The organism is Lactococcus sp. DD01, assembly GCF_001578715.1.
Lineage (GTDB): Bacteria > Bacillota > Bacilli > Lactobacillales > Streptococcaceae > Lactococcus > Lactococcus petauri.
The window spans coordinates 30,492-55,375 of record NZ_KQ968943.1 but is presented as its reverse complement, the minus strand read 5'-3'; the positions used below and the strand labels follow the sequence as shown (position 1 = coordinate 55,375).

At 38.0% G+C, this 24,884-nt stretch carries 14 protein-coding genes, 1 tRNA gene and 3 pseudogenes; 16 read left to right on the top strand and 2 right to left on the bottom strand.

The window, feature by feature from the left end; translation table 11 throughout:
• The 13 genes and pseudogenes from LACDD01_RS10525 to LACDD01_RS11695 form a co-directional block, all read left to right on the top strand.
• The coding region (locus tag LACDD01_RS10525; protein ID WP_082779305.1) for a sugar phosphate nucleotidyltransferase at window positions 1–829 on the top strand (829 nt) is incomplete at its 5' end.
• Window positions 819–1,964: a glucose-1-phosphate adenylyltransferase subunit GlgD gene (gene glgD / locus LACDD01_RS10520; RefSeq protein ID WP_061415074.1), complete on the top strand. Its 1,146-nt coding sequence runs from the start codon at window positions 819–821 to the stop codon at window positions 1,962–1,964. The genes LACDD01_RS10525 and glgD, both read left to right, overlap by 11 nt.
• A 51-nt stretch (window positions 1,965–2,015) precedes the next feature.
• Window positions 2,016–3,452, top strand: a complete 1,437-nt coding sequence (gene glgA / locus LACDD01_RS10515) for a glycogen synthase GlgA (RefSeq protein WP_061415071.1) — start codon at window positions 2,016–2,018, stop codon at window positions 3,450–3,452.
• A gap of 72 nt (window positions 3,453–3,524) precedes the next feature.
• Entirely contained in the window at window positions 3,525–5,927 is a 2,403-nt protein-coding gene (locus LACDD01_RS10510) for a glycogen/starch/alpha-glucan phosphorylase (RefSeq protein ID WP_061415068.1), read from the top strand.
• Window positions 5,928–6,027: 100 nt separating this feature from the next.
• Window positions 6,028–7,845: a glycoside hydrolase family 13 protein gene (locus tag LACDD01_RS10505; RefSeq protein ID WP_061415065.1), complete on the top strand. Its 1,818-nt coding sequence runs from the start codon at window positions 6,028–6,030 to the stop codon at window positions 7,843–7,845.
• Window positions 7,846–8,052: 207 nt separating this feature from the next.
• Window positions 8,053–9,501 (top strand): cytochrome ubiquinol oxidase subunit I, encoded by a 1,449-nt coding sequence (locus tag LACDD01_RS10500; protein ID WP_019291587.1) that lies wholly within the window; start codon window positions 8,053–8,055, stop codon window positions 9,499–9,501.
• On the top strand, window positions 9,498–10,493 hold the full coding sequence (gene cydB, locus LACDD01_RS10495; RefSeq protein WP_019294287.1) for a cytochrome d ubiquinol oxidase subunit II: 996 nt from the start codon (window positions 9,498–9,500) through the stop codon (window positions 10,491–10,493). The genes LACDD01_RS10500 and cydB overlap by 4 nt, the downstream gene beginning before the upstream one ends.
• Window positions 10,494–10,638: 145 nt before the next feature.
• Entirely contained in the window at window positions 10,639–12,345 is a 1,707-nt protein-coding gene (cydD, locus tag LACDD01_RS10490; RefSeq protein ID WP_061415062.1) for a thiol reductant ABC exporter subunit CydD, read from the top strand.
• A 31-nt stretch (window positions 12,346–12,376) separates the two neighbouring features.
• A complete protein-coding gene (cydC, locus tag LACDD01_RS10485) occupies window positions 12,377–14,095 on the top strand; it encodes a thiol reductant ABC exporter subunit CydC (protein WP_046401112.1) in 1,719 nt (572 codons plus the stop codon).
• Window positions 14,096–14,193: 98 nt separating this feature from the next.
• Window positions 14,194–14,835: a MarR family winged helix-turn-helix transcriptional regulator gene (locus LACDD01_RS10480; protein ID WP_061415059.1), complete on the top strand. Its 642-nt coding sequence runs from the start codon at window positions 14,194–14,196 to the stop codon at window positions 14,833–14,835.
• 88 nt (window positions 14,836–14,923) lie between these two features.
• A complete protein-coding gene (locus LACDD01_RS10475; protein ID WP_061415056.1) occupies window positions 14,924–16,909 on the top strand; it encodes an ABC transporter ATP-binding protein/permease in 1,986 nt (661 codons plus the stop codon).
• An 899-nt stretch (window positions 16,910–17,808) separates the two neighbouring features.
• A complete protein-coding gene (locus LACDD01_RS12690; protein ID WP_369814485.1) occupies window positions 17,809–17,949 on the top strand; it encodes an IS3 family transposase in 141 nt (46 codons plus the stop codon).
• A 48-nt stretch (window positions 17,950–17,997) separates the two neighbouring features.
• Window positions 17,998–18,163: pseudogene (locus tag LACDD01_RS11695) on the top strand (recombinase family protein); the annotation flags it as partial.
• A gap of 892 nt (window positions 18,164–19,055) precedes the next feature.
• Here LACDD01_RS11695 and LACDD01_RS10465 read toward each other — a convergent pair.
• Complete coding sequence (locus tag LACDD01_RS10465; RefSeq protein ID WP_061415050.1) at window positions 19,056–19,424, bottom strand: hypothetical protein; 369 nt, start codon at window positions 19,422–19,424, stop codon at window positions 19,056–19,058.
• Window positions 19,425–20,441: 1,017 nt separating this feature from the next.
• Between LACDD01_RS10465 and LACDD01_RS11905 the strand changes: the two genes are divergently transcribed.
• The gene (locus LACDD01_RS11905) at window positions 20,442–20,594 is read left to right on the top strand and encodes a hypothetical protein (protein WP_156468525.1); all 153 of its coding nucleotides are present in this window, start codon (window positions 20,442–20,444) and stop codon (window positions 20,592–20,594) included.
• Window positions 20,595–21,101: 507 nt separating this feature from the next.
• Window positions 21,102–21,778, top strand: a pseudogene (locus LACDD01_RS10460) (SDR family oxidoreductase).
• Between the two features lie 345 nt (window positions 21,779–22,123).
• On the opposite strand, the pseudogene LACDD01_RS10455 reads toward LACDD01_RS10460, so the two are convergent.
• Window positions 22,124–22,982 (bottom strand): annotated as a pseudogene (locus LACDD01_RS10455) (SulP family inorganic anion transporter); the annotation flags it as partial.
• A 1,397-nt stretch (window positions 22,983–24,379) separates the two neighbouring features.
• On the opposite strand from LACDD01_RS10455, the gene LACDD01_RS10450 reads away from it, so the two are divergent.
• Window positions 24,380–24,469, top strand: a tRNA-Ser gene (locus LACDD01_RS10450).
• The last annotated feature ends 415 nt before the right edge of the window (window positions 24,470–24,884 follow it).

Sequence of the window (24,884 nt, the reverse complement as noted above, 5' to 3'; positions counted from 1 at the left end):
TATCTATCAAAATATGGCTTACATTGACAAAAAAGATCCGGAGTATATCTTAGTCTTGTCCGGGGATCACATCTATAAGATGGATTACGAAGCGATGTTAGCGAGCCACAAGGAAAATGATGCGAGTTTGACGGTTTCAGTCATGGAAGTACCTATTGAGGAAGCGAGTCGCTTCGGTATTATGAATACAGACGATAATGACCGTATTATTGAGTTTGAAGAAAAACCGGCTGAGCCTAAGTCTAATCTTGCATCGATGGGGATTTATATTTTTAACTGGAAACGACTTCGAGATGTCTTGGTGACAGGTTATGCTAAAGGCGTGGATATGGAGGATTTTGGCGGTAATGTTATTCCGGCATATATTGATTCTGGTGAAAATGTCTTTGCTTACCGTTTCAAGGGCTATTGGAAAGATGTGGGTACGATTGATAGTCTTCATGAATCCAGCATGGAATTCCTGGACTTAGGAAATGAATTGGATATTAAAGATAAGGAATGGCGTATCTATTCTCGTAATGACATCTCTGCACCGCAGTATTTAACGAGAAATGCCAATGTGAAAGCTGCCTTGATTGGCGATGGCTGTTACGTGGATGGAGAAGTGACTGATTCGATCTTATCTCAGAATGTTCATGTTCAAGAAGGAAGTACAATCGAAAAAAGCTTTGTTATGTCTGGTGCACATATCGGAAAAAACGTAACCATCAAATATGCCATTCTTGGTGAGAAGGCCAAAATTGGCGACAATGTTGAAATTATTGGAAAACCGGGTGACATCGCTGTTATTGGACACGGAGAAGTAAGAGGGGAAGAAAATGAAGACTGAAAATAAAATTTGTGCAATCTTGTCGAATGTCACACGCAATGAAGAGCTCTCTCCTCTGATTGATCAACGTCCGATTGCGACATTACCCTTTGAATGTAAATACCGCTTAATTGATTTTCCTTTATCATCTTTAGCAAATGCCCATGTGAGTTCCATCTTTATGACAGCTAATCAAGGAGAAACACAGTCCATCTTTGATCATATGGGTGCAGGAAGCGAATGGGGTCTTGATAGTTTTAAGAATCGCTATTTTGTCTATATTCAGCAAGATTTTCAACGTCTTAAAGAACAAGGTTTGCCTTATTTCAATCAACAGATTAATTTTTTACGGAAAGCAAAAGCAGCTTATACCGTTTTGCTGGACAGTAAATTTATCTGTAATGTTGACCTAACAGCTGTTTTAAAAATTCACAAAACTTCTGAAAAGCCAATCACCGCAGTCTATAAGAAAGTTGCACCAGATGTAGCAGAAGCTTCAGATACCATTATTCGCTTTGACGAACATAATAAAGCCTCAAGTAGTTTTCTCTACCAACTTACGGATGTGCAGGACAAAGAAGCGCTCAGTTTAAATATGTTTATTGTCGATACAGAATGGCTGATTGACTTTTTACAAAGAATGCAAGAAAAAGGGGAATATGCCTCCAGTTCACGCCTTTTACGTAAATATTTAGCAGAATTTGACATTAATACTTATGAATACACAGGTTATATGAGCAATATAAAGAGTATCAAGTCTTACTATGATGCTAATATGTTGATGCTTGAGCCAAGTAATTTTACGGCTTTGCTCTATGGTAATCATCCAGTGCGGACGAAAATCAACAATGAAGTGCCGACTTACTTTTCACGAGACAGCAATGTCACAAATAGTCAACTGAGCTCAGGCTGTGTTATCGAGGGTCATGTATCAGATTCTTTAATTTCACGTCGTTCAAAAATTGAAAAAAATGCCTCAGTCGAAAAAGCGATGGTCTTTACCGATAGTGAAATTAGAAGCGATGCTAAAGTGGCCTATGCGATTGTGGATAAGCATGTAATTATTGAAAGTGGTGTGAAAGTTGAAGGAACACCAGAACATCCTGTGGTTATTCCGAAACATACGGTTGTGACGGAAGACATTATCCAAAAGTAGTCCCTTTAATGGCAAGAGGAGTCAATAATCCCAGGAAAATAAGGAGAAAACATGAAAGTATTATTTGCATCAAGTGAGTGTGCACCATTTTTTAAGACAGGTGGTTTAGGAGATGTCACAGGTGCCCTTCCTAAAGAACTTGCCAAAAATCCCGATATGCAGGTGGCTGTCATCTTACCTTACTATAAATATGGTATCGCTGAGCACTATAAAACCCAAATAAAAGATGAATTTTGGGATTATGTTAATGTCGGCTGGCGTCACGAATATGTCGGTGTGAAGCGTTTGACTCAGGATAAAATCACTTATTATTTCCTAGACAACGAGAATTATTTTGGTCGTGATGAAATTTATGGTTATGGTGATGATGGAGAACGTTGGGCCTTTTTCTGCTTGGCTATTGCGCAACTGATGGAACGCTTAGCTTTTATTCCTGATATTCTTCATGTCAATGATTGCCATACAGCTATGTTGCCTTTTCTCTTGAAAGAAAAATATCAATGGATTAATGCTTATCGTAATATAAAAACAGTACTGACCATCCACAATATTGAGTTTCAAGGAATTATGCAAGGTTCAGCTTTGTCAGAACTTTTTGGTATGGGTATGGAGCGTTATCATGAAGGTGTCGTACGTCACAATGATATGCTTAATAGTCTCAAAACAGGGATCCTCTATGCGAATCGTGTCAATACTGTTTCGCCGACATATGCTCAGGAAATTCAAACGCCTGAGTTTGGCTGTGGTTTAGATCCGATCTTAAGGTATGTCTCTGATAAGCTTGTCGGTATTGTCAATGGTATTGACTATGATGTTTATAATCCAGCCACAGATAAACGGATTGAACATCATTTTTCAAGCTCTGACTTGAAGGGTAAAGCCAAAATGAAACAGGCTTTACAAGAACGTGTAGGTCTTCCTAAAGCCGTAGATAAGCCCTTGATAGGTATTGTCAGTCGCTTGACCACTCAAAAAGGTTTTGATCTTGTTTTGGAGCGCATGGATGACATTTTAAGTCAAGATGTACAAGTCGTTATATTAGGAACAGGCTATACGGATATTGAGCAAGGTTTCCGCCACTTTTCAGAAAAATATCCTGAAAAATGTGCGGCAATCATTAGCTTTGACTTGAAGCTCGCTCAGGAAATCTATGCAGCCAGCGATTTCTTCCTGATGCCCTCGGCATTTGAGCCTTGTGGCCTTTCGCAAATGATTGCCATGCGTTACGGTACTCTTCCCATAGTCCATGAAATTGGTGGGCTCAAAGATACAGTTCAACCTTATAATCCTTATACAGCCGAAGGAACAGGATTTGGCTGTGTGGATTTTACGGGACAAGTTTTAGTGAATACCATTAATCAAGCATTAAATCTATATGCGAATGAACCAGATATTATTCAGAAGTTGAGAGTTCGTGCGATGAAGCAAGATTTTTCGTGGAAGACAAAGGCTGAGCAATACATTCATCTTTATCAAGAAATAATCTAAAGAAAGCGTGTTTGTCTCTCAGAAAACCTTTCCTAAAGTAGGAATAGAAATCAAAAAGCGGAGTAAGATATATTGAAGCTTTCAAAAACGCAATTTAAAAAAGACTTTGAAAAAAGGTTGACGTCCAAGTTTGCTACTGATGTAAGTAAAGCAGGTGTCACAGAAACCTTTGCAACTTTATCATCTGTTGTAAAGCAATATTATACACAGATTTGGCAAGCTGATAATCAGTATAAAGATGAAGTGCAACAGAAGCAGACCTATTATTTTTCTATAGAATTTTTACCTGGGAAACTGCTGAAAAGCAATCTTCTTAATCTGGGTATTCTAGCAACGGTTCGCGAAGGTTTAGCAGATTTGGGCATTGATTTGGAAAAGGTCGCCCAAATAGAGCCAGATATGGCCATCGGTAATGGTGGCTTGGGCCGTTTGGCAAGTTGTTTTATGGATTCGGCAGCTTCTACAGGTTTGCCGGTGAACGGTAATGGGATACGCTACCGTTATGGCCTCTTCAAACAAAAAATAATTGACGGTTATCAAGTAGAGTTGCCAGATTCGTGGCTTAATAATGTGAATCCTTGGGAGGTGAGGCGTGCAGATAAGGCCATCGAAGTTACTTTTGGTGGTGAAGCTTGGCTAGAAGAAGATGAATCAGGCCATCTCATCCCGCGTTATCGTAATCAAGAGCGTGTGTTAGCCATACCTTACGATACGCCCATGGTTGGCTTTGAGAATACGCGCGTAAACAATATGTGTCTGTGGCATTCTGAAGTGCCACAAGATTTGGATGTGAAGTTTCAAAACATGGAATATATGCACCAAACCTCAATGCTCTCTGCTGAGCTATATCCTGATGATTCGAATTACGATGGCCGCTTGCTTCGCCTTAAACAGGAATATTTCTTTGTATCCGCAGGGCTTCAAAGAATCCTGCGACATTATAAGGTCAATAATGAAGCACCATTGACGCAGATTGCAGACTATGTAGCGGTGCATATCAACGATACGCATCCTGCGCTTTGCGTCCCGGAGTTCATGCGTCTCCTCCTCGATGAGAATGGTCTGTCATGGAAACAAGCCTGGGAAATTACCGTCAAGGTAATGAGTTATACCAATCACACAATCCTGTCGGAAGCCTTAGAAAAGTGGCCAGAAGATATGGTACAGATGCTTTTACCAAGGCTTTATCAGATCATCAAAGAAATTGACCGTCGACGGACAGAAGAATTGACACCACGTGTAGGTGCAGAATTAGTACAAAAAACGAGTATCGTGAAAGATGGGCAAATTCATATGGCGAGCTTGGCGATTATTGGTTCGCACTCGACAAATGGTGTGGCTAAATTACACTCGGATATTCTTAAAGATGTGGAGCTACATGACTTTTATAAATTATACCCAGAGCGTTTTAATAATAAAACCAACGGTATAGCAGATCGACGTTGGCTCCAAATTGCCAACGAAGGCTTGGCAAACTTGATTGATGAAAAGATTGGCAAAGCATGGCGTCACGATTTGACAAAACTGGAGGCGTTAAAGGCTTTTTATGAGGATGAAGCAACGCTAAAAGAACTTTTAGCGGTCAAGCTTCAAAATAAAAAAGACTTAGCTGTGTTAATTAAAGAAAAAAATGGTGTTGAAGTAAATCCTGAAGCGATTTTCGATGTACAGGTCAAGCGGCTGCATGCTTATAAACGCCAACTTTTAAATTTGCTTCACATCCTAAAACTCTATTTTGATATTAAAGATCAGCCGGACTTAGAAATGGTTCCACGTGCCTTTATTTTTGGTGCAAAAGCTGCGCCCGGTTATCATTATGCCAAAAGCATTATCAAAGCGATCAATGAAATAGCTGATATGATTAATTCAGATCCAATAGTTAAGGACCGAATCAAAGTAATCTTTATGGAAAACTACAATGTGAGTCTTGCCGAAAGTATCATTCCAGCAGCAGATGTGGGGGAACAAATCTCATTAGCATCAAAAGAAGCCTCAGGCACTTCAAATATGAAGTTTATGCTCAATGGTGCTCTCACAATGGCGACCTTAGACGGGGCAAATATTGAGATTAAAGAAGCTTGTGGAGATGAAAATATCTTCATCTTTGGGTTAACCAAAGATAAAGTGTATGAGTACTACAAAAATGGCAACTACAATGCGCGTGATATTTACGAACAAAATCCAGTAGTACATCGTATACTCAACGCTTTCATTGACGGAACCATTCCTAATATTACGAATGAAGGACCTGAAATATTTGATTCACTCACAGCCTTTAATGATGAATATTTCTTATTGCGCGATTTTAATGATTATGTCCGCGCTCAGAAGGAACTTGAAGCACTTTATCGTGAGCCTAAAGCTTGGGCACAGGCAAGTTTGATGAACATTGCGACTTCCGGTATTTTCTCCTCTGACCGTACTATACGCCAGTATGCCGAAGATATTTGGTTTATTAAAGAAAAAAGTGAGTAAAGCTGTAAAACTGTGCCAGTAAAAAGGAAAGAAAAATACTCTTTCCTTTTTTACGCATAGAAGCGAGCATATCACGCAAACAAATGAAGGGAGGGTAAAAATGTATTATTATAATTCTTGGGATGCGGACTTCAAACAACCTTTCGGGGCAATTCAAGTGGGGCAGATTATGAAGGTAAATCTGCAAACCGACAAGGAAAATGTTACTGCCAAGTTTATCATTCGACGTGACTTCGGTGCCCGCTCGGAGTTTGATATGCAAAAGTTAGAGGGAGGAATTTTTAGTGCTTCCGTCAAGTTCGATGTTGGGCAAGGGCTTTACTACTATTATTTTGAAATCAGTGAACCAACGGATTGGGGCATCAAAAAGTTTTACTATGGCTGTAGCGGTCTTGGTGGTGAAGGCGTACTTTATATGAATGAAAATGATGTACGCCCCTATCAAGCCACTATTTTCTCCTCAAAGGATGTCGCACCAGCATGGTATCGGGAAGCCGTCTTTTATCAAATATTTCCGGATCGTTTTCATAATGGCAATCCAGAGGGTAAAATTAATCATCCCAAACCTAATTCCTTCATTTATGCGACTAAAGAAGACACGCCGCTTTATGTCAAGGATGAAGCAGGTGACGTTGTACGGTGGGATTTCTTTGGTGGCAATATTCGCGGCATTATCGAAAAGATACCTTACCTGAAAGAACTGGGGATAACTGCACTTTATCTTAATCCTATTTTTTCAGCAACCAGCAATCATCGTTATGATACCAATGACTATCTGCAAATAGATAGCATGCTAGGAACAGAAGAAGATTTTCAAGAATTAGTGGACGTTCTTCACACAGAAAATATGCGTATCGTTCTGGATGGTGTTTTTTCCCATGTGGGTAAGGACTCACGCTATTTTAATCTCTCGGGTCAATATGGAAGCGATGTAGGTGCAGCTAAAAATCCGGACAGTCGTTACATGGATTGGTTTAAGTTTACAGAATATCCGATGAATTATAAATCATGGTGGGGGATTAAAGATCTTCCAGAAGTGGATAAAGACAACCCTTCATTTCGGGATTTTATCTATGGGGATACACATTCGGTCTTAGCCAAGTGGAATCAGTTTGGCATAGATGGCTGGCGTTTGGATGTGGCGGATGAACTTCCAGACAGTTTTATTCGGGGCATCCGCAAAAATTTGTCCCGCTATCCAGAGACGATTCTTATCGGTGAAGTTTGGGAAGATGCCTCTAATAAGATTTCCTATGGGCAACGACGTAACTATATTTTGGGTGACAGTTTGCAAGCCGTGATGAATTATCCCTTTCGTGACTTAATTATTGCTTATCTTACAATGACTAAAACTGCTCAAGAGCTTGCCTATCAAATGCTGGTTTTGAGTGAAAACTATCCGCACGATATTTTTTATAATAATTTTAATAACCTTGGTACACACGACACGGAACGTATCTTGACGATGGTCGGTGATGAAGCAAATGATTTAGCTGTAGGAATGCTCTTTAGTCTTCCTGGTGTACCTTGTGTCTATTATGGTGATGAAGCTGGGCTAACCGGCCGTAAGGATCCAAAAAACAGAAAATATTTCCCGTGGGATAATATCCATGAGCTGACTTATGATTTGTATCATCAGTGGATTGCCAAGCGTCATTCAGAAAAGACACTCACTCAAGGAAAATTTACTACGTTTTTCCAAGGAGATGTTTTAGGAATTTTACGCTACACAGATTGCGAAGCTTTTGTCTACGTTATTAATCCAACAGATGCAGAAGTCAAGCTAGCATTTAAAGAAATTCATTTTCTGCAAAAGGTTTCTTTCACTGAGCGACTGGTGGACTACCTTGATGAACTTATCCTTCCAGCAAAATCAGGGCAGGATTTTAAGATAATCAAGGTAGAAAATAAGATTTAAAAAGAAATACTGCTGTCAAAAGCAGTGTTTTTTCGTGTCAATTTGAACACTAAAGATGATGCTGTATAAGAAATGTATCAGAATCTTAAATTTATAAACAAATTCCTTTTCGATACGCTTTCATAGTGTTACAATAAATTGTAATTAATTTTTTGTTAGTCTCGAAAATTGTGTACTTTTACCTTTATTCGAGCAATAGGAGGCTTTATGTTGACAATTGAAACTCTCGCGCGTTTCCAGTTTGGCATGACCACAATCTTCCACTTTTTCTTTGTTCCCCTTTCGATAGGGTTAACATTGATGACCTTTATTATGGAAGCATTGTATGTTAAAACGGGCGATGAGAAATGGAAAACACGTACCAAATTCTTTGGTGCAATCATGCTATTATCTTTTGCCGTCGGAGTCGTGACTGGTATTATTCAGGAATTCCAATTTGGGATGAACTGGTCAGACTATTCACGATTTGTCGGTGATATCTTTGGAGCACCACTTGCTGTAGAAGCACTGCTTGCATTCTTTATGGAATCAACATTCTTGGGTGTTTGGATGTTTGGTTGGGACCGTATAGGCAAAAAGTTGCACTTGGCGGCACTTGGATTAGTTATGGTCGGAACTTGGCTTTCTTCACTTTGGATTTTGGCAGCGAACAGCTTCATGCAAAATCCAGTGGGCTATGAAGTTATTGATGGTCGTGCAACATTGACCAGTTTCTCAGCTTTATTGACAAACCCACAAACAACCTTAGAATTTACCCACGTTATCACAGGGTCATTCTTAACTGGTGGATTTGCGGTTGCCGGTATCTCTGCATTCCAAATTCTTAAAAAACGTGAAGCTGATTTCTTTAAACCAGCTTTGCGTTTAGGACTCTTAGTTGCTTTGATCGGTGCGATGGGGAACTTCGTGGCTGGTGACCAACAAATGTTGGAAGTTAAAAACACTCAACCGATGAAATTCTCAGCGACAGAGGGTGTTTATGAAACAACAGAGGACCCAGCAGCTTGGGACATGATTGCTTTCTTTAACGAAGCTGATCACAAGTCTGTTTTCGGTGTGCGCATACCGTACGTGCTGTCAATCTTGACCTACCACCGTCCTTCAGGTTCAGTTGAGGGGATGAATCAAATCAACAAGGAACTGGAAGCTAAATATGGTGATCATCTGAATTACTATCCACCAGTTACAGTTCTCTTCTATACATTCCGTATTATGGCTGGTTTGAGCATGTACTTCATGTTAATTTCAGCTCTTGGGCTCTTCTGGACACGCCGTAAGAAACCTTGGATGTATGAAAAACCTGGAATGATGCGTCTTTATGGTTGGTCAATGTTCTTACCATTCCTTGCCATCACTTCTGGTTGGTTGGTAACTGAGTTGGGACGTTATCCATGGACTGTATATGGACTCTTTACCATCAAAGACTCTGTTTCACCTAACGTTTCAGTAGGAAGTTTACTCTTCTCAAATATCGTTTACTTCCTTCTTTTCTGTGTCTTAGGTACAATCATGATTATCTTGACACGCCGTATTATGCGTGACAGTGCACATAAGGCAGAAACAGCTTATGTTGATTTAGATCCATTCAGTAGCCATAATCTTGGGAAAGACAAGCATTCTAAATCAGAAGAAAAAGAAGAGGAGGCTTTGAAATGAGCGGATTACAATTATTTTGGTTTATCTTAATTGCAGTGCTCTTTGGGGGATTCTTCTTCCTCGAAGGCTTCGACTTTGGTGTAGGAATGAGCGTTTTGGCTTTGGCACGCAATAAACGTGAAGTCAACCAAGCAATTGCTACAATCGGTCCTTTCTGGGATATGAACGAAGTATGGCTCTTGACAGCCGGCGGTGCCATGTTTGCCAGCTTCCCTTATTGGTATGCTTCCCTTTTCTCTGGCTATTATAATATCTTATTATTAATACTCGCCTGCTTGATTTTACGTGGGGTAACCTTTGAGTTCCGTCACCGTAGCGAATCAGAAAAAGTAGAGCGTGGCTGGGAAATAATTTTAGGAGTGACAAGCTTCTTTATTCCTTTCTTGTTTGGGCTTATGTTTACCAGCATGATTCAAGGTGTTCCAATGGATGCACGCGGTGATATCTATGCCAGCTTCACAACATACGTAAACCCGCTTTCGCTTGTTGGTGGTGTTGCTGTAGCTTTGATGAGTTTCTTGCATGGTTTGAACTACATTGCTTTGAAGACAGAAGGAAACATGCGCAAACGTGCGAATGACCTTGCAAACAAACTCTACTTTGTGCTTTATGCAGGTGAAGTTGTCTTTGCTCTCTTGATTGCTATGAAGACAGATTTCATTGAAAAACATGCAGCTTTAACAATTGGCTTGTTAGCCGTTATCGTTCTCTTGACTGTTTTTGCACATGTTTCGGTTGCTAAAAAACGTGAAATGTCAGCATTCCTATCTTCTGGTTTGACTTTTCTTGCCTTGGTTGCTTTACTTTTCCAAGGGTTGTTCCCACGTGTAATGATCGCTGAAAATCCGGCTTACAGCATCTTGATTAAGGACGCAAGCTCAACACACTATACTTTGACAACCATGTCCTACATCACAATAGCAATCTTGCCATTTGTGCTTGCTTATATGGCTTGGACTTACTACATTTTCAGAAAACGTATCAGTGAATAATTGATTCTAAAATTCCTTTTTTAAAGGAATTTTTTATTAGACAAAAGTGAAGAAGAGCATGAATTTATAAGCAGTTTCAAAGGCTTGATACTCATATTTTGTTATAATAAAAGTTATCATATGAATAAGAATAGGTAATTAAAAAATGATTGACAGAACTCTATTTACTCTTCCAGGAGTACGTAAGATTCTTCCCGCTCTTGGAGGGCTCGCCCTACTTCAAGCGCTTTGTATTTTAGGACAGGCTTTATTTCTGTCTCAAGCGATAACAGGATTGTGGCAAGGTCAAGAACTCATGCAGGTTCTGATTTATATTATTGGCTTTTTCCTGAGCTTTTTTGGGCGAGAAGTAGTAAACTTTTTACGTCAATATATGCTTGATAAGGTTTCTTACCGTTTAGCAGCAGATATGCGTGGACAGATTCTTGAAAAAGCTTTTAAACTTGGACCTTCCGTCTCACGTGAAATGGGAACAGGGAATCTGACTTCGACAGTTATTTCTGGTATTGATGAGGTCGAAACTTATATCAAATTGGTGCTTTCTAAAGTTTTGAACATGATGATTATACCAATTCTCTTGCTGATTGCGATTGCCTTTTTGGATTTGCAGACGGCGATTGTATTGGCGATTGCCTTTCCCTTTGCCATAATCTTCATGATTTTGTTGGGATATGCTGCACAAGGGCAGGCAGACAGACAGTATAAGAGTTTCCAACTTTTATCCAATCACTTCTTAGATTCGCTCCGCGGGATTTCGACCTTAAAATATTTTGGCTTATCAAAAACATATGCCAATTCCATTTATCAAACGTCAGAACGTTTCCGTAAAGCAACAGTGGCTACGTTACGTGTCGCAATTCTCTCGACCTTTGCACTTGATTTTTTTGCAACCTTGTCTGTGGCTACGGTGGCTTTGTTCTTAGGACTACGTCTTATGAACGGCGCCATTCTCTTGTTCCCAGCCTTGGCTGCTTTGATTTTAGCTCCGGAATATTTTTTACCTTTGCGTGACTTTGCCTCGGACTACCACGCAACGCTAAATGGTAAAAATGCTTACGCCAGTGTTAATGAAGTGTTGCAAACAGAAGATTATCTAACAGAAGTTTTACCAGAGCCTATCCGGTGGACAGAGCAGTCACAACTGAAGCTCCATAATTTGAGTAAAGTTTTTGAAACAGGACGTGGTGTCTCAGATATCAATTTGGAACTGCAAGGCTTTACCAAGGTAGCCATTGTCGGCGAATCGGGGGCAGGTAAATCGACATTGTTAAGTATGCTTTCAGGGTTTCTTCAGCCCAGTGCGGGCGAAATCCAGCTCAATGAATTTCAGCTGACCTCACTTAACGATGAAAAATTCCGCCAGTCTTTACAATTTATCCCTCAAAACACTTATATTTTTGCAGGAACTTTACGTGCTAATTTAGCCTTTTATCAGCCAGAAGCTACAGATGAAGCAATCATTCATGCAGCTGAACTTGCCGGTTTGAAAAACTTGCTAGAAGAAATCGGGTTGGATGCAAATATTGGTGCAGGAGGTCGTACCTTATCTGGTGGGCAAATGCAACGTGTGGCACTCACACGAGCATTTCTCTCTCAAGAAAGAAATATTCTTTTCCTTGACGAGCCAACGGCGCACCTTGATGTAGAAACGGAACTGGAGATAAAGGAAAACATTCTGCCACTCTTTGAGGACAAGCTCGTCTTTTTGGCGACTCACCGCTTGCATTGGCTGCCTCAGATGGACTTAATTCTCGTCCTCAATGAAGGTAAGCTCGAAGCTGCAGGTTCACATAAAGAACTCTTAACGACTAATACATACTATCAAGAGCTCTTGCGTGAGATGAGAGGTTAAACAGCATGATTGTAAAAACAATGGAGAAAAAATGAAGAAGATTCTTTTCAATAATGATTGGATCACACCTTTTCTGCGTAAATATCGTTTCGGAATGATTCTTGCGATTATTTTAGGAACAATAACGATGTTTTGCGCTGGCCTGCTTATGTTTTCAGCGGGCTACGTGATTTCAAAATCAGCAACTAAACCCGAAAACATTTTGATTATCTATGTGCCTGTTCTGATGGTACGTGTCTTTGGTATTTCACGGCCTGTGGTGCGCTATATTGAACGCTTAACATCCCACAACTGGATTTTACGCATCACCAGTAATCTTCGTCGTAAGCTTTATCTTCGATTGGAAAAATCGGCGATTGGTTTGTCTGAACGCTACAAGTTAGGTGATCTTCTCGGCTTGCTTAATGAAGATATCGCCAATATTCAGGACTTGTTCTTACGGACTCTTTTCCCTTTGATGATTGTGGGTTCTTTATCTGTAGCTCTCATCATCGCTTCAGGTGTTTTCTCGATAACCCTGGCTCTTGTGGTTGCCTTTTTCTTAGGCTTGATGGTTATTGTGCTTCCTTACGTATCACTCAAAGTGTCAGCCAAATATGACCGAGATTTGAAAAATTACCGGAATCAACTCTTTTCAGACTTGACAGATGATGTTTTAGGTTTGCAAGACTGGGTTTTATCAGGCAGAAAAGAAGATTTCTTGCTTGATTATCAAACCTCAGAAAAAGCAGCACGTCAGATTCAAGAAAAATTGCTGAGTTATGTACGAAAACGTAACCTTGTGTTGCAGCTCATCTTTGCTTTACTTGTGGTCTATCTGATTGTTTGGTCAGGTTCAACCTTAAATGCGGGAGATGCACCGAACTACATTGCCGCTGTTTCTCTAGCTGCCTTTCCTTTGTTTGATGCCTTTGCACCTTTGTCTGACGCTGTTGTTGAGACACAACGTTATGGTGATTCCGTTCAGCGTCTCAATGATTTACCTGATGTTAAGGAAGATGTGCGACAAGAAACGATTACGGAGACAGATTTACAAATTTCTAACTTAAGTTTTGCTTTTGATGATAAGCTTATCTTTGATGATTTAAATCTCCACATCAAAAAAGGAGAGCATGTCGCGATTTTAGGTCGCTCAGGAGTAGGTAAATCAACCTTAGCAAGCCTTATCCGCGGGGATCTTATTGCACAGCAAGGGACTTTGGATTTGTCCGGAATTGCACCAGCTTATGCCAATAATGTTGAAGAAAAGATTGGTGTCATTAACCAAAGCCCATATATTTTCAATGCCAGCATCCGTTCCAATCTTAGCTTGGCTCGGCTTGATGCCAGTGACGAAGAAATTTGGAATGCTTTAGAGCTTGTAGGCTTGAAAAAAATGGTGGCTTCCCTGCCTGATCAACTCAACGAGGTCGTGGATGAAGCAGGACTACGTTTCTCAGGGGGGGAACGTCAGCGTTTAGCCTTAGCACGTATTTTGCTGTCTGATGTCGATATGGTTATCTTGGATGAACCGACGGTTTCGCTAGATCCGATTACCGAAAATCAACTGTTGCGTCTCTTCTTTGAGCGCTTAAAAGACAAAACGATTATCTTTATCACTCACCATCTGTTGGGTGTACAACACATGGATCGTGTTATCTTTTTAGAAAAAGGTAAAATCAAGCTTGATGATCAACCGGAATACCTTCTTGAACACAATGAAGACTTCCGTAAGCTTTATCAAATGGACTTAGGAACTAACGACGATTAAGAGTCGTTAGTTTTTGTATTGACAAAACGAAATAAAAGTATTAAAATGTATTTTGTTAGCTTATATATGAGTTAAACTAAATATCAAGGAGAATAACTGTGTCAGCAGAAACAAATAAATTATTACACCACTTTTCAAAACTACTTCATAATCCTCAACTTCTCGTGGCTTTGCATATGGAAAGAATGACAAGTCGACTCGGAGAAAAAAAATCTCGTACAGGCGCACAAGGGCTTCTGGTTGAACTCTGGAAGGCTGATGGGCTGACTAATGCTGAAATCGCTGAAATCTTAGATATCCGACCTTCAAGTGTAACTGCTCAAGTGAAGAGCTTAGAGCAACGTGGCTTAGTTAAACGTGTTACAGACGAAAATGATAAGCGAGTGAGCCGTGTTTTCTTGACGGAAGAAGGCAAGCAAGCTCAAGTTGAACGCAAAGAAAGTCAAGATGATCTGTCAGAGGGCATCTTTGGTAATCTTACAGAAGAAGAACAAGTTCAACTGATTAATATTTTGGAAAAACTTGAAGAAGCTAATCCAGCTGATGAGGAATGTGATTTCCGCTTTGGTGGTGGTATGCGTCCTGGCGGCTTTGACCCACGAATGATGCATCATATGGGTAGAGAAATGGAAGCAAAAATGAGAAAAGAAATGCGCCGTCAGATGCGAGATGCTCATAACCCCTGGAATTTTGGCCATAATCCACGCAGCAGAAGAGACGACAACTGGGACGATTTTTAAAATAAGCTTAAATCAGTCTAAGGTCCTAAGTTCTTTGTTACAATTTAAGGTATAATAGAAATATCTTTATTATTAGAAAGAAGAAATTATGCCCGTATTAGAATTAAAAAACATTAGGAAATCATACTTTTTAGGTAAAGATGAATTTCCGGTGCTCAAGGGGATTGACCTTGAGTTTGAGCGTGGAGACTTTGTCAGCTTACTCGGTGAGTCCGGTGGTGGTAAATCAACCCTGATGAATATCATCGGTGGCTTGGACCGTGAATATGATGGTGATGTTATCATCGATGGTGTCGCGCAAAAGGCGAAGAAAGAAAAAGATATGGATGCCTATCGCCGTGATACTATCGGCTTTATCTTCCAGTCTTTCAACTTAATCAACTACTTAAGTGTGCTTGACAATATCTTGATTAGCTTGAAAATGACAAGCCTATCAGAAAAAGAACGTGTCGAACGTGCAGTTGAGCTAACCAAACAAGTTGGCCTTTACGAACACCGTAAGAAAAAACCCGCACAGTTATCTGGCGGGCAAAAACAACGTGTAGCCATTGCGCGGGCTTTGGCCAGCGATCCTGAGATTATCCTTGCTGATGAGCCTACAGGAGCGCTCGATTCGCAAAATACGAAAGAAGTATTGGCACTTCTTCGCCAAATCGCACAGTCTGGTAAGACAGTCATTGTTGTCACTCACTCTCAAGAAGTCGCTGACTATGGGACACGTACGATTCGTCTGGCAGACGGACAGATTATCGGAGATGAGCGTGACAAGCCAGCTTATCCTGTGCCAGATGAAGCAAAGTCTTTCAAGACAAAGGCTCTTTCTTATGATGATGTGGTTAAAACAGCCTTTAAGCACTTTACAAATACTTGGAAAATCAATCTTCTCATTGCTATAGGTACAGCCATTGGCTTATTCTCAGTTATTTTCTTCCTCGGTTTAGGTACTGGGGCAACAAAATATATGAATGATCAGGTTACAAGTTTGGCAAACCCTAATATTATTTCCGTGGTTCAACGTGACCCCGCAAATAATCAGGGTAAAGATAATGATGAAGCCTTCTCAATTGCGCAGCAAACAATGCTGGGTATCTCTGATAAAAACATTAACAAGTTGAAGGACTTGGATAATGTTAAAACTGTGGATGCAGGGATTACAAAAGCAGGTGCTGTGACTCTTGACTATAAGGGGCAAACAACAAGTAGCCAAGCGATTATGTCTTGGACACCGATGATTCAGTCTTCAACATTACATGCGGGTTCAGAACCAAAAGGTAAGCAAATCGTTATCTCTGAAGCAGACATGAAGAAGTTTGATCAAAAAGCATATGAAGCAAAAGACTGGAAAGCTGTGATTGGTAAAACAGTCAAAGTAAGCTTCCAAACTGTGGATAAAAACAATACTCCTGTGACTATCACAGAAGATATGGAAATCTCAGGCGTCTTGCAAGATATGCCAATGGTTGGCACTTTGACTTCAACAGAGGCATTGAAAGAAATGCTTACTGCAAATAATATCGATGCGATGCCAAATACAGCCTACGTCACTGTGACAGATACAGATAAAGTTAAAGATGTAACCAAAGCTATCAATGATATCAAAAATAATGACAAACTTGTGTTTGCCTCAACAAATATTGGTAGTATGTTGGATACAATCACAGATATTACAGGAATTGTCTCAACTGTCTTGGCTGCCATTGCTGGTATTAGCTTGATTGTTTCAATCTTTATGATTGTGGTAACAACTTATATGTCTGTTGCCGAGCGTACTAAAGAAATTGGTGTCCTTCGTGCCTTAGGTGGACGTCGTAAAGATGTTTCTCGCATGTTCACAGCCGAAAGTGTCATCCTTGGTTTGTCATCTGCAGTTATTGCGATTGCTCTTGCCTTTGCGGGACAAAGCATCATCAACAAAGCTTTGCATAGCTTAGTCGGCGGAAATATCGTTCAGATTACTTCTGGCCATATTATCTTTGCCGTAATCATTGCGCTGATTATCGCTTTACTATCAAGTCTTGCACCTGCAGCACGTGCAGCACGTTTGAACACTATCGAAGCTTTGGCTGCTGATTAAATATATAAGAAAAGTTCTGCTGAGAAGTGGGGCTTTTTTGTTATTAAATTATACTCCTCCCTTACCGTAGAAAAAGAGTGACGATCGTCATTGGATAGGGCTCTCTGATATCATTTTGAAAGCTAGAAGAAAAACATTGTGATAATATTATATAAGTGTTCCTTATCGATAACGAAATGCATGATGAGGATGGCTTATAATCCGTCAGCACAGTGATATGACTTCCAAAAATTAGATTACAAAAATTTAGCTTTTGGAAGTCTTTTCTTATGAAAAAGTATTTTTTGAATTCAACCTCAAGGCTGTGAATGATTATCTCTCGGGAGTAGTTGCCTATCCATTTCTAAGGGATAAATAAGGGCTCTCTAACCAAGAATTATCTCTTAGATGGTTTAAATGCTTATAAAAAATTAGAAGAGGAGTTAAAACGTAATTACCAGAATGATGTTTATTATTCCAATTTTAAGGTCAATGGGTTAAACTTATATTTAACAAACTAGTTGTCTTATTGAGCAGTTACCAATCAATTAAACAATAGTAACCATACAATGATTGACCCTTGGGTTAAAAGGTATCTTCAAAATAGCGAATTTCTCTTTCCCACAAAGTCTTGTGGAAGGTCTAGAAAAGAGAATGAATTGTCCAAACCTAACTCGAAGGAGACTAAGTAATCAAAAAAGAAGTATTCAGAGTCTGGAAGTCAACTCGCTTACCTATGTGCTGAGTTAGAGTATTTGAAAGAGTTGAGGTGGCTACGAATGGAACAACAAATGCGGGAAAATCTCAACTTGATCAAAGACTCCAAAGACATTCCAGTTCCCTATCAAACTCCATTTCAAAGTCACTAAGGTAGCACGAAGTTACTAATTTTATTGGCTTAAGTACTTTGAACACTTCCAATTAACTCTTATCAAGAACTGAATAACATTATCACTGCCTGGATTCAATACTGCAATACCAAACGAATTGAGAAGCAATTGAACTGGTTAGCACCTGCTCAATTTCGGTTTGCTTATAAAAAAACAAAATACAAAAAATGAGATATTTCTATCTCATTCAAAACTATATAGATGAGTATTCCCCCAAGAGGTGGGGGATATGCCAGGGACAATGATTCAGCATTTAAAAAGGGGTGACCTCAAAAATTTATTGAAGAACAAATTTTTTGCTTTTGAACTGAAGAAGCAAGGGATGACTTATAAAATGATTGAACGAAAAACTGGAATAAGTATTGCAAGCAAAAAAGAAGAGTTTGGTAGCTTAGAACTAAAGAGTAAGATATGTTATTTGTTTTGGAGTGGTATAATAAAATTACGATTAGTAGGCAAGCATTGCTTGTCACTTAGAGCGAGGAGCGTCAAAAACTCTCGGCTTTTTGGGAGAAATAAAAAAACCTATCATAATAAGAGCGACTATGATTCGAATAGTAGCCCCTCTCTCTTTATAGTATTATTCTTTGTATTTTTTACTGAAATATAAACATTCTAGATGAAAATGGGATATTTTTTAGTGCAAATTAAGTAGAGGGGGGATCTTATTTATATTTATTGGAGTATAGTTTGTTAATCCTGCCAAAGTAGGTAAACTTGACTAGTGAGAGAGCTGTGTGCTGATTTTTTTATTTTATGTTTTTATTCATAGATTGAAGCTGTTTCTTTTGCTTTATCCGGTGCCAGGTTTATCATACTTACCTTTGTATGATCTAGCTTGTGTTGTATCTCTTTGTAGTTTGCTCCAGTATCCTTTGTCAACCGTCTTATTGACGTGAATAAGAATATTTTCGTAATCGAGAACCGACTAGTTTAAAGCCAATGCCTCCATGGTGTGTAAACCTGTATCTAATAGTAATTTATACAGAATTATTGAAAAGATGTTATTGTTCGTCTGGTTTAAATTATCAAGAAATTTAAGAAATTTTCTCAGAGCTTTCTTAGTTTCTGTGGTAATATAGCTCTTGAACTTTTTGCTTGTAAGGCTATCTACACCAAGATTGACAGCAGTACGGTAACAACTATTCTCATATTAAGCCTCCTTCTTTTGGACTAATGTCAGGCAAGGACTCATACAAGAAAAGAGTAATATAAAATTTAATCAGATTATGATCTTAGCTTTGTAAATGATAACTCTACGGTTGTTCATAGAGCGTTTATGCTCTATCCACCGTCAAGCTTTTCAAATATAGTACACCACCATAAATTGCGCAAACTCCACCTATTGAACTATCTATCAGAGTTAGGAGAGCACTCACAATAAGGAAGATATGCGCTTTTTTATTGATGTATTCACTATTTCTATAATATTCTAGTGCAAAAATGCCTAAAAACAGCCATGAAATCTTAATAGATAAGAGTATAAAACCTATGACTGCAAAGATAGGTTGTGACATTACCTTGCTTATATCATCTGAATTACTAAATATTATTATTCCCCAACAGATAGAGGAAAGAATAACGGACAATGCGCCTGTGCTTACACCTACAATGGCATTTATTTTGGCGAGAGTATTATTTTTCAATTTCAATGTTCCTTTTTTATTATGTTTAGCATGGTTCAATATTGCACGTAAGGCGCATGTTGTGGCGTATTTTATTAGATAATAACTAGATATCTACTTTTTTATACTGGCTAAAATTAAAGTTTTAAGATCAATTACTTGACGTTCTCCGTTATTTAATCTAACTACATAGATATTATTAAATATTATTAAAATAAGAATTCTCGTCGCCTATTGTGACAGTGGATTTTTCTCCATTTGAGAGCATGACGATATCTCCTTGTTTTCTTGATTTATTTGTCATTATTTGATGTTCCTGTTTCTCTTAGGAAATGAAAAGTATAGATTGAATACTAAAATAACGGCTATTACTAGTGATATAGAAGGATTGCTGTTATAGAATATAAAATTTATTGTAGTAGCAATAAGTGATAGCAGCGTTATTAATAAATTGATATGTCGTTTTTTCATTGTTTGATTTCCTTTTTTGTAGATGTTAGACACAGTGCCAAGAGTGAGAGTTGTAATGGTCCAAGACTTATATCTATTGATTGTGTCGTGTGTGACAGCGTCAAATTAGCTTCAGTATCGCGCTCTCTCAAAAACTTCTTAACTTCAATATCAGCAGTGAGGAGTGACAAGCCTTGCGGTCATACTATTAGGGGGGCTGTTGCAGTGCAGAATTGAACTATATTATTAAAGTCCCAGCTTTTTTTATAAAGCAATATCACAGCAGAAAAAAGCCTCTTTTTATTGGGTGGCCTTTCTTCGTGGCTTAAGGTGTCGCACTTTTCTCAAGGTCTTCTCTCATTTTATATGGGTATACATGTATTCGTGGATGTAATCGAATGGCGTGATATTGTTTAGGTTGTATCCTCCAATAGAAAGTTCTGATCCTTTAACTATCATATATAAAGCCTATGTAATCAATGTTTAAGTTATCAATATTAGATATGAATAAGAGCAGTTAATTCTTCTTAATCCATGTACTGTTCTCATTTAATCATAGCCTCATCTATCTTTAAGGAATATAAAAACATGAGTGAAGTAAAGACAACTGAAGGTGAATTCACTCAATTTGAACGACTATTTTTTAATAATAGTTTTTCCGACGAAGAAAATAGAACATTTAAGCAACTGTCTGGAACAATACTTATTGCTTCTTGGAGTTATATGATAAAAAGTAGATAAGGTCAGGATTTCGAAATTATATGCTCGTTACGAGAGCGGTATAATCAAAGAATTATCTGAACGATACTAAATCAAAACGTCCACTCCAAAAGGACAGACGTATATTAGATGGATATTAAAGGTAATGATCATTATAACGGGAATCTTCATAGTTTTGAACTTTTACGACTGAAAAACCCTCGTTGGCAGGACGAGGTTGAGTAAGTATCAAAAGTCATAAACTATTGTTTATTGCCACTTTAAGTATATCATGAGAGTACCTGCTCTTATTTAGTGCACGAACTCTTTTTTATAAATAGTAACCCTCTTCTTAATCTTGAGGGAGTAATTAATACACCAAACTTATTATGTAAAAAAAGCAATTCTGATTTGAATTTTATCCGAGAATGATATACTTATCAAATACTTTGACACCTATATTGACGAGGTGAGAGTTGAAATACACCTTAAGGAGCATTAAAATGCAAAAACCACTTTACAGGTGCTAGTTCAGGATTTGGAGCAGAAATCGTAAAGCTATTTAATGCAGAGGGATATCCCATGCTTCTTTTAGGGCGCCGAGAGAGAAAATCAAATTACTTCCGGTGGACTTTGAAAACGTTATTGTTGAATCTGTTGATGTAACAAATAAAAAAGAATTTGAGAATGCTATTCAGAAAGCAGAAGAAGTATATGGGGATACAGATTTACTTGTTAATAATGCAGGGATTATGCTTTTAGGTAATATTTTAACGCAAGATCCAGCAGAGTGGTCAAGAATGATGGATACAAATGTATTGGGAGTACTCAATGGTATGCAGATTGTTTTACCACAAATGGTCGAACGGCAAGGAGGGACAATAATTAATGTGTCTTCATTAGCAGGTAAAAAAACTTTTGTAAATCATGCTGCTTATGTGGCTTCTAAATTTGGAGTACATGGTTTAAGTGAAACTATTCGTGAAGAAGTATCAGGTAAAAATGTTCGAATTTCTCTTGTTGCTCCAGGAGCAGCAGAAACAGAACTTTTAACTCATGTAACTGATAATCAAGCATTGGAAGATTATGATAATTGGAAACAAAGTATGGGAGGGACAACAATGTCTCCTCAAGTTGTAGCCCAAAGTGTGAAGTTTATTTACGATATGCCACAAGAGGTAAATATTCGTGAATTAGACATTGCTGCCACAAATCAAGATGCATAAGGAATAGCTTCATAAACAGGGAATAATATAAAAATACAATAACTTAAACTTACTTTTTATTTCAGAAGAAAGAGTTTTTGAACAACATATTTTTAACTTTCCTCAAGTACTATTCTAAATATTATATGATATGTACTCTCCAATGGAGTCAAGAGAGCTATGTTCTTTCCTAGGATGAGTAAATTCTCCAAATTGATTGTGATGAAAATGTCCCTCGAAATTCTATTCGAGAGACTTTAGCTTACATGTATTTACGCTATAACAAAAGCCGCTTCGTATTAAAACCTCATAAAACAAATTATAGTAGTAAAATATCATTGTTTTTTACAATACTACTTTTAATAACTAAGCAAGGCATTTTGCACGTTCAAGCGATGCATCAATATTTTTACAAATGTTATCTCGGCTTCTTTCATAACATTATAGGGCTGTTCATTGACATGAGAAAGAATCAATGTCATTTTTCTCTTTTTACAAATTTCAAAAGTTTCTTCGAGAGCTTCAGGTCCTGAAATATCCATCGTAGGAACATTACGCATACGTAGAATCAAGACGCTTTTCCTTTCCTCATGTGTAAAATTAAGAAAATCACTTGTAGCGCCAAAGAATAAAGAACCGAATACCTCGTAGACAACAGTATGTTTTGGGACATGTTTTAAATCCATATCTTTCAGAAAATTCTTCGTTCTCTAAGTCGTTTTTATCTACCCATTGATGAACTGTAGCAACATCTGACATACGTTTCAAAAACAAGAATGCTGCTAAAATCATACCAAATTCAATGGCAACAACCAGATCAAAAAATACAGTTAAGAAAAGGGTAGTTAATAAAACTGCAATGTCACTCTTTGGTGCTTTACGCAGCATATAAATAAAGGTACGCCATCCACTCATATTATAAGCAGCTATAATCAAAATGGAGGCTAAACAACTCATAGGAATAAGTGAAGCATAAGGCATTAAAAATAAGAGGATTAAAAATAAAGTTAATACGTGAACGATACCAGCTATTGGTGTACGTCCTCCATTTTTTACATTAGCTGCTGTAGCAGGGATTCCGCCAAATAGCGCGGACATTATGTTTCTAACTCCCAATCATACCATCTGAAACTACACATAAAGGAAGCGATTCAATAGAAGCTAAAATAGCAATGGTAAAAGCAGGTGAAATCATTTGACGAATTAAAGAATATGTATCTGATGGAGTAAGCTGTAAATGGGTGAAAACTGAACGCATGCTCAAAAACTATTAAAATGAATATGGGAAGTTTAACCTTCGAATATATAGAATGTACTCTACAGAACTTTACAAAGAGTTTCCAAAAGATAAACGTATTAAGTGGTGTATTAATGCTTTGATTTCGGTCAGGGATTTTTCTTCACATCGTTTGATCGAGTGTTTTTTTTGTTTCTATATGGAGTAATTTGAAAAACTTTTTCAGCTATCCTGTACCATTGAAAATAGATATTTTAGTAGTATTCTACTTGTCAGTGGGTTTTATATCCTCTAAAATAATAGGTGTGGAGATTACGTTGCTATCCCAAAATATTCATTTGACATAAATAATCTGCTTTGAAAGACTATAAAAGATAAAGAAAAAACTATTTACGAAAGACAAAATAGAATCACAGAGCTAGAGGAAAGGTTGGATTTTTGTCAGGCACGTCATAAAGGAAGGAGGATGATATGGGAGCATTAATATTGTTTGGTTTTACAATTGTTGCTGAAGCTGCATTTTATTTATGGGATGAGTCTCAATACCAAAGGGCGATGTTAGCCACCTTGAGATGATAGGGTATGATAGAACAGCTGAATGAGAGTTTGAAAGGTAAGTACCCAGCTTTATATAGAGTTGTAGGAAGTCTTTTGAAATCAAGTATTAAAGATTTGAAAGAAAATCTGAAAACTGCAAGGCCTGTCACTAGAAGTGGAAAAAATTCTATCAACTCTGAAATAGAAAAATAATGTAAGAAGATAGTACGGAAAATAAACGTATAGTCATTTGGTATTTGGTTTTATATATTCAAATTAATTCATTAAACAATAGTAAAATTGAAAATGTTAATATACTTAATGATGAAACTCAAAAAATAAAATAAAGAAATATTGAAGGGCTTGAAAATAAAGATATATAGTTTGCTAGATGAAACTGCATCTTGCTAGCGTGGCTTTTTTGTTCATCAAAATTGAAACCAGAATCTGATTTTGCTAAATTAATTACGTTGTATCATTTGATGTGTGACAAGATATTTTTTCTGGTAGCTGTTAGCCCTCTAACAGGTATTTTTGTGACCGCATTTGATATACTCAAAATAAGTCAGGCAGCTCCTAGATTTTTCTGTTTGGCTTAACCTCCCACTTAGATAATTCTTTTGATAATGCTTTAACTACCCCGGGAGGTTTTTGGACTTATTTTACGTTATAACAATCATCTCTCTTAAGCCAAGAGCTGTTTTATTTTCATTATGAAAAAATGTGCTTCAAAATTGACTTGGTATGAGATGATTTGATATACTTCATTATAATAAGTGTTGTTGCATAAGAGAGCGCCGTAATACTGAGTGGACAACAAAATCATACAAACTCTCTTGTGCTTCCATGGAGGATTACCCAAGTTCGGCTGAAGGGAACGGTCTTGAAAACCGTCAGACGTGTGAAAACGTGCGTGGGTTCGAATCCCACATCCTCCTTGAAGTATATTTCAACTCTTACCTCGTCAATGTAGGTGTTCAAGTATGCGATAAGTATACCATCCTCTAATAAAATTCAAATCAGAATTGCTTTTTTTAACATAAAGAGTTTGGCATATTGAAAACTCCCTTCAGGTCTAGGGAGTTTTGTTGTTATTTATAAAAAGAGTTCGTCCGTTAAATTAAGAGTAGATACTTTCATGTTATATTTTGCTGTGTCTTGCCAACGCGGATTTTTTGTTCCTCAAAGTTGCAAAGATATAAAGAAATCTGTTACAATAATTGTTGCCTATAAATAGGTATTCATCTAATGCACGTCTGTCCTTTGTGGCAGGCGTTTTGATTTGGTATACTTGTTAGAGTTAGTAAGTAATGGCGTATGAGAGAATCACGATGGGGAGAGTATTAAATACTT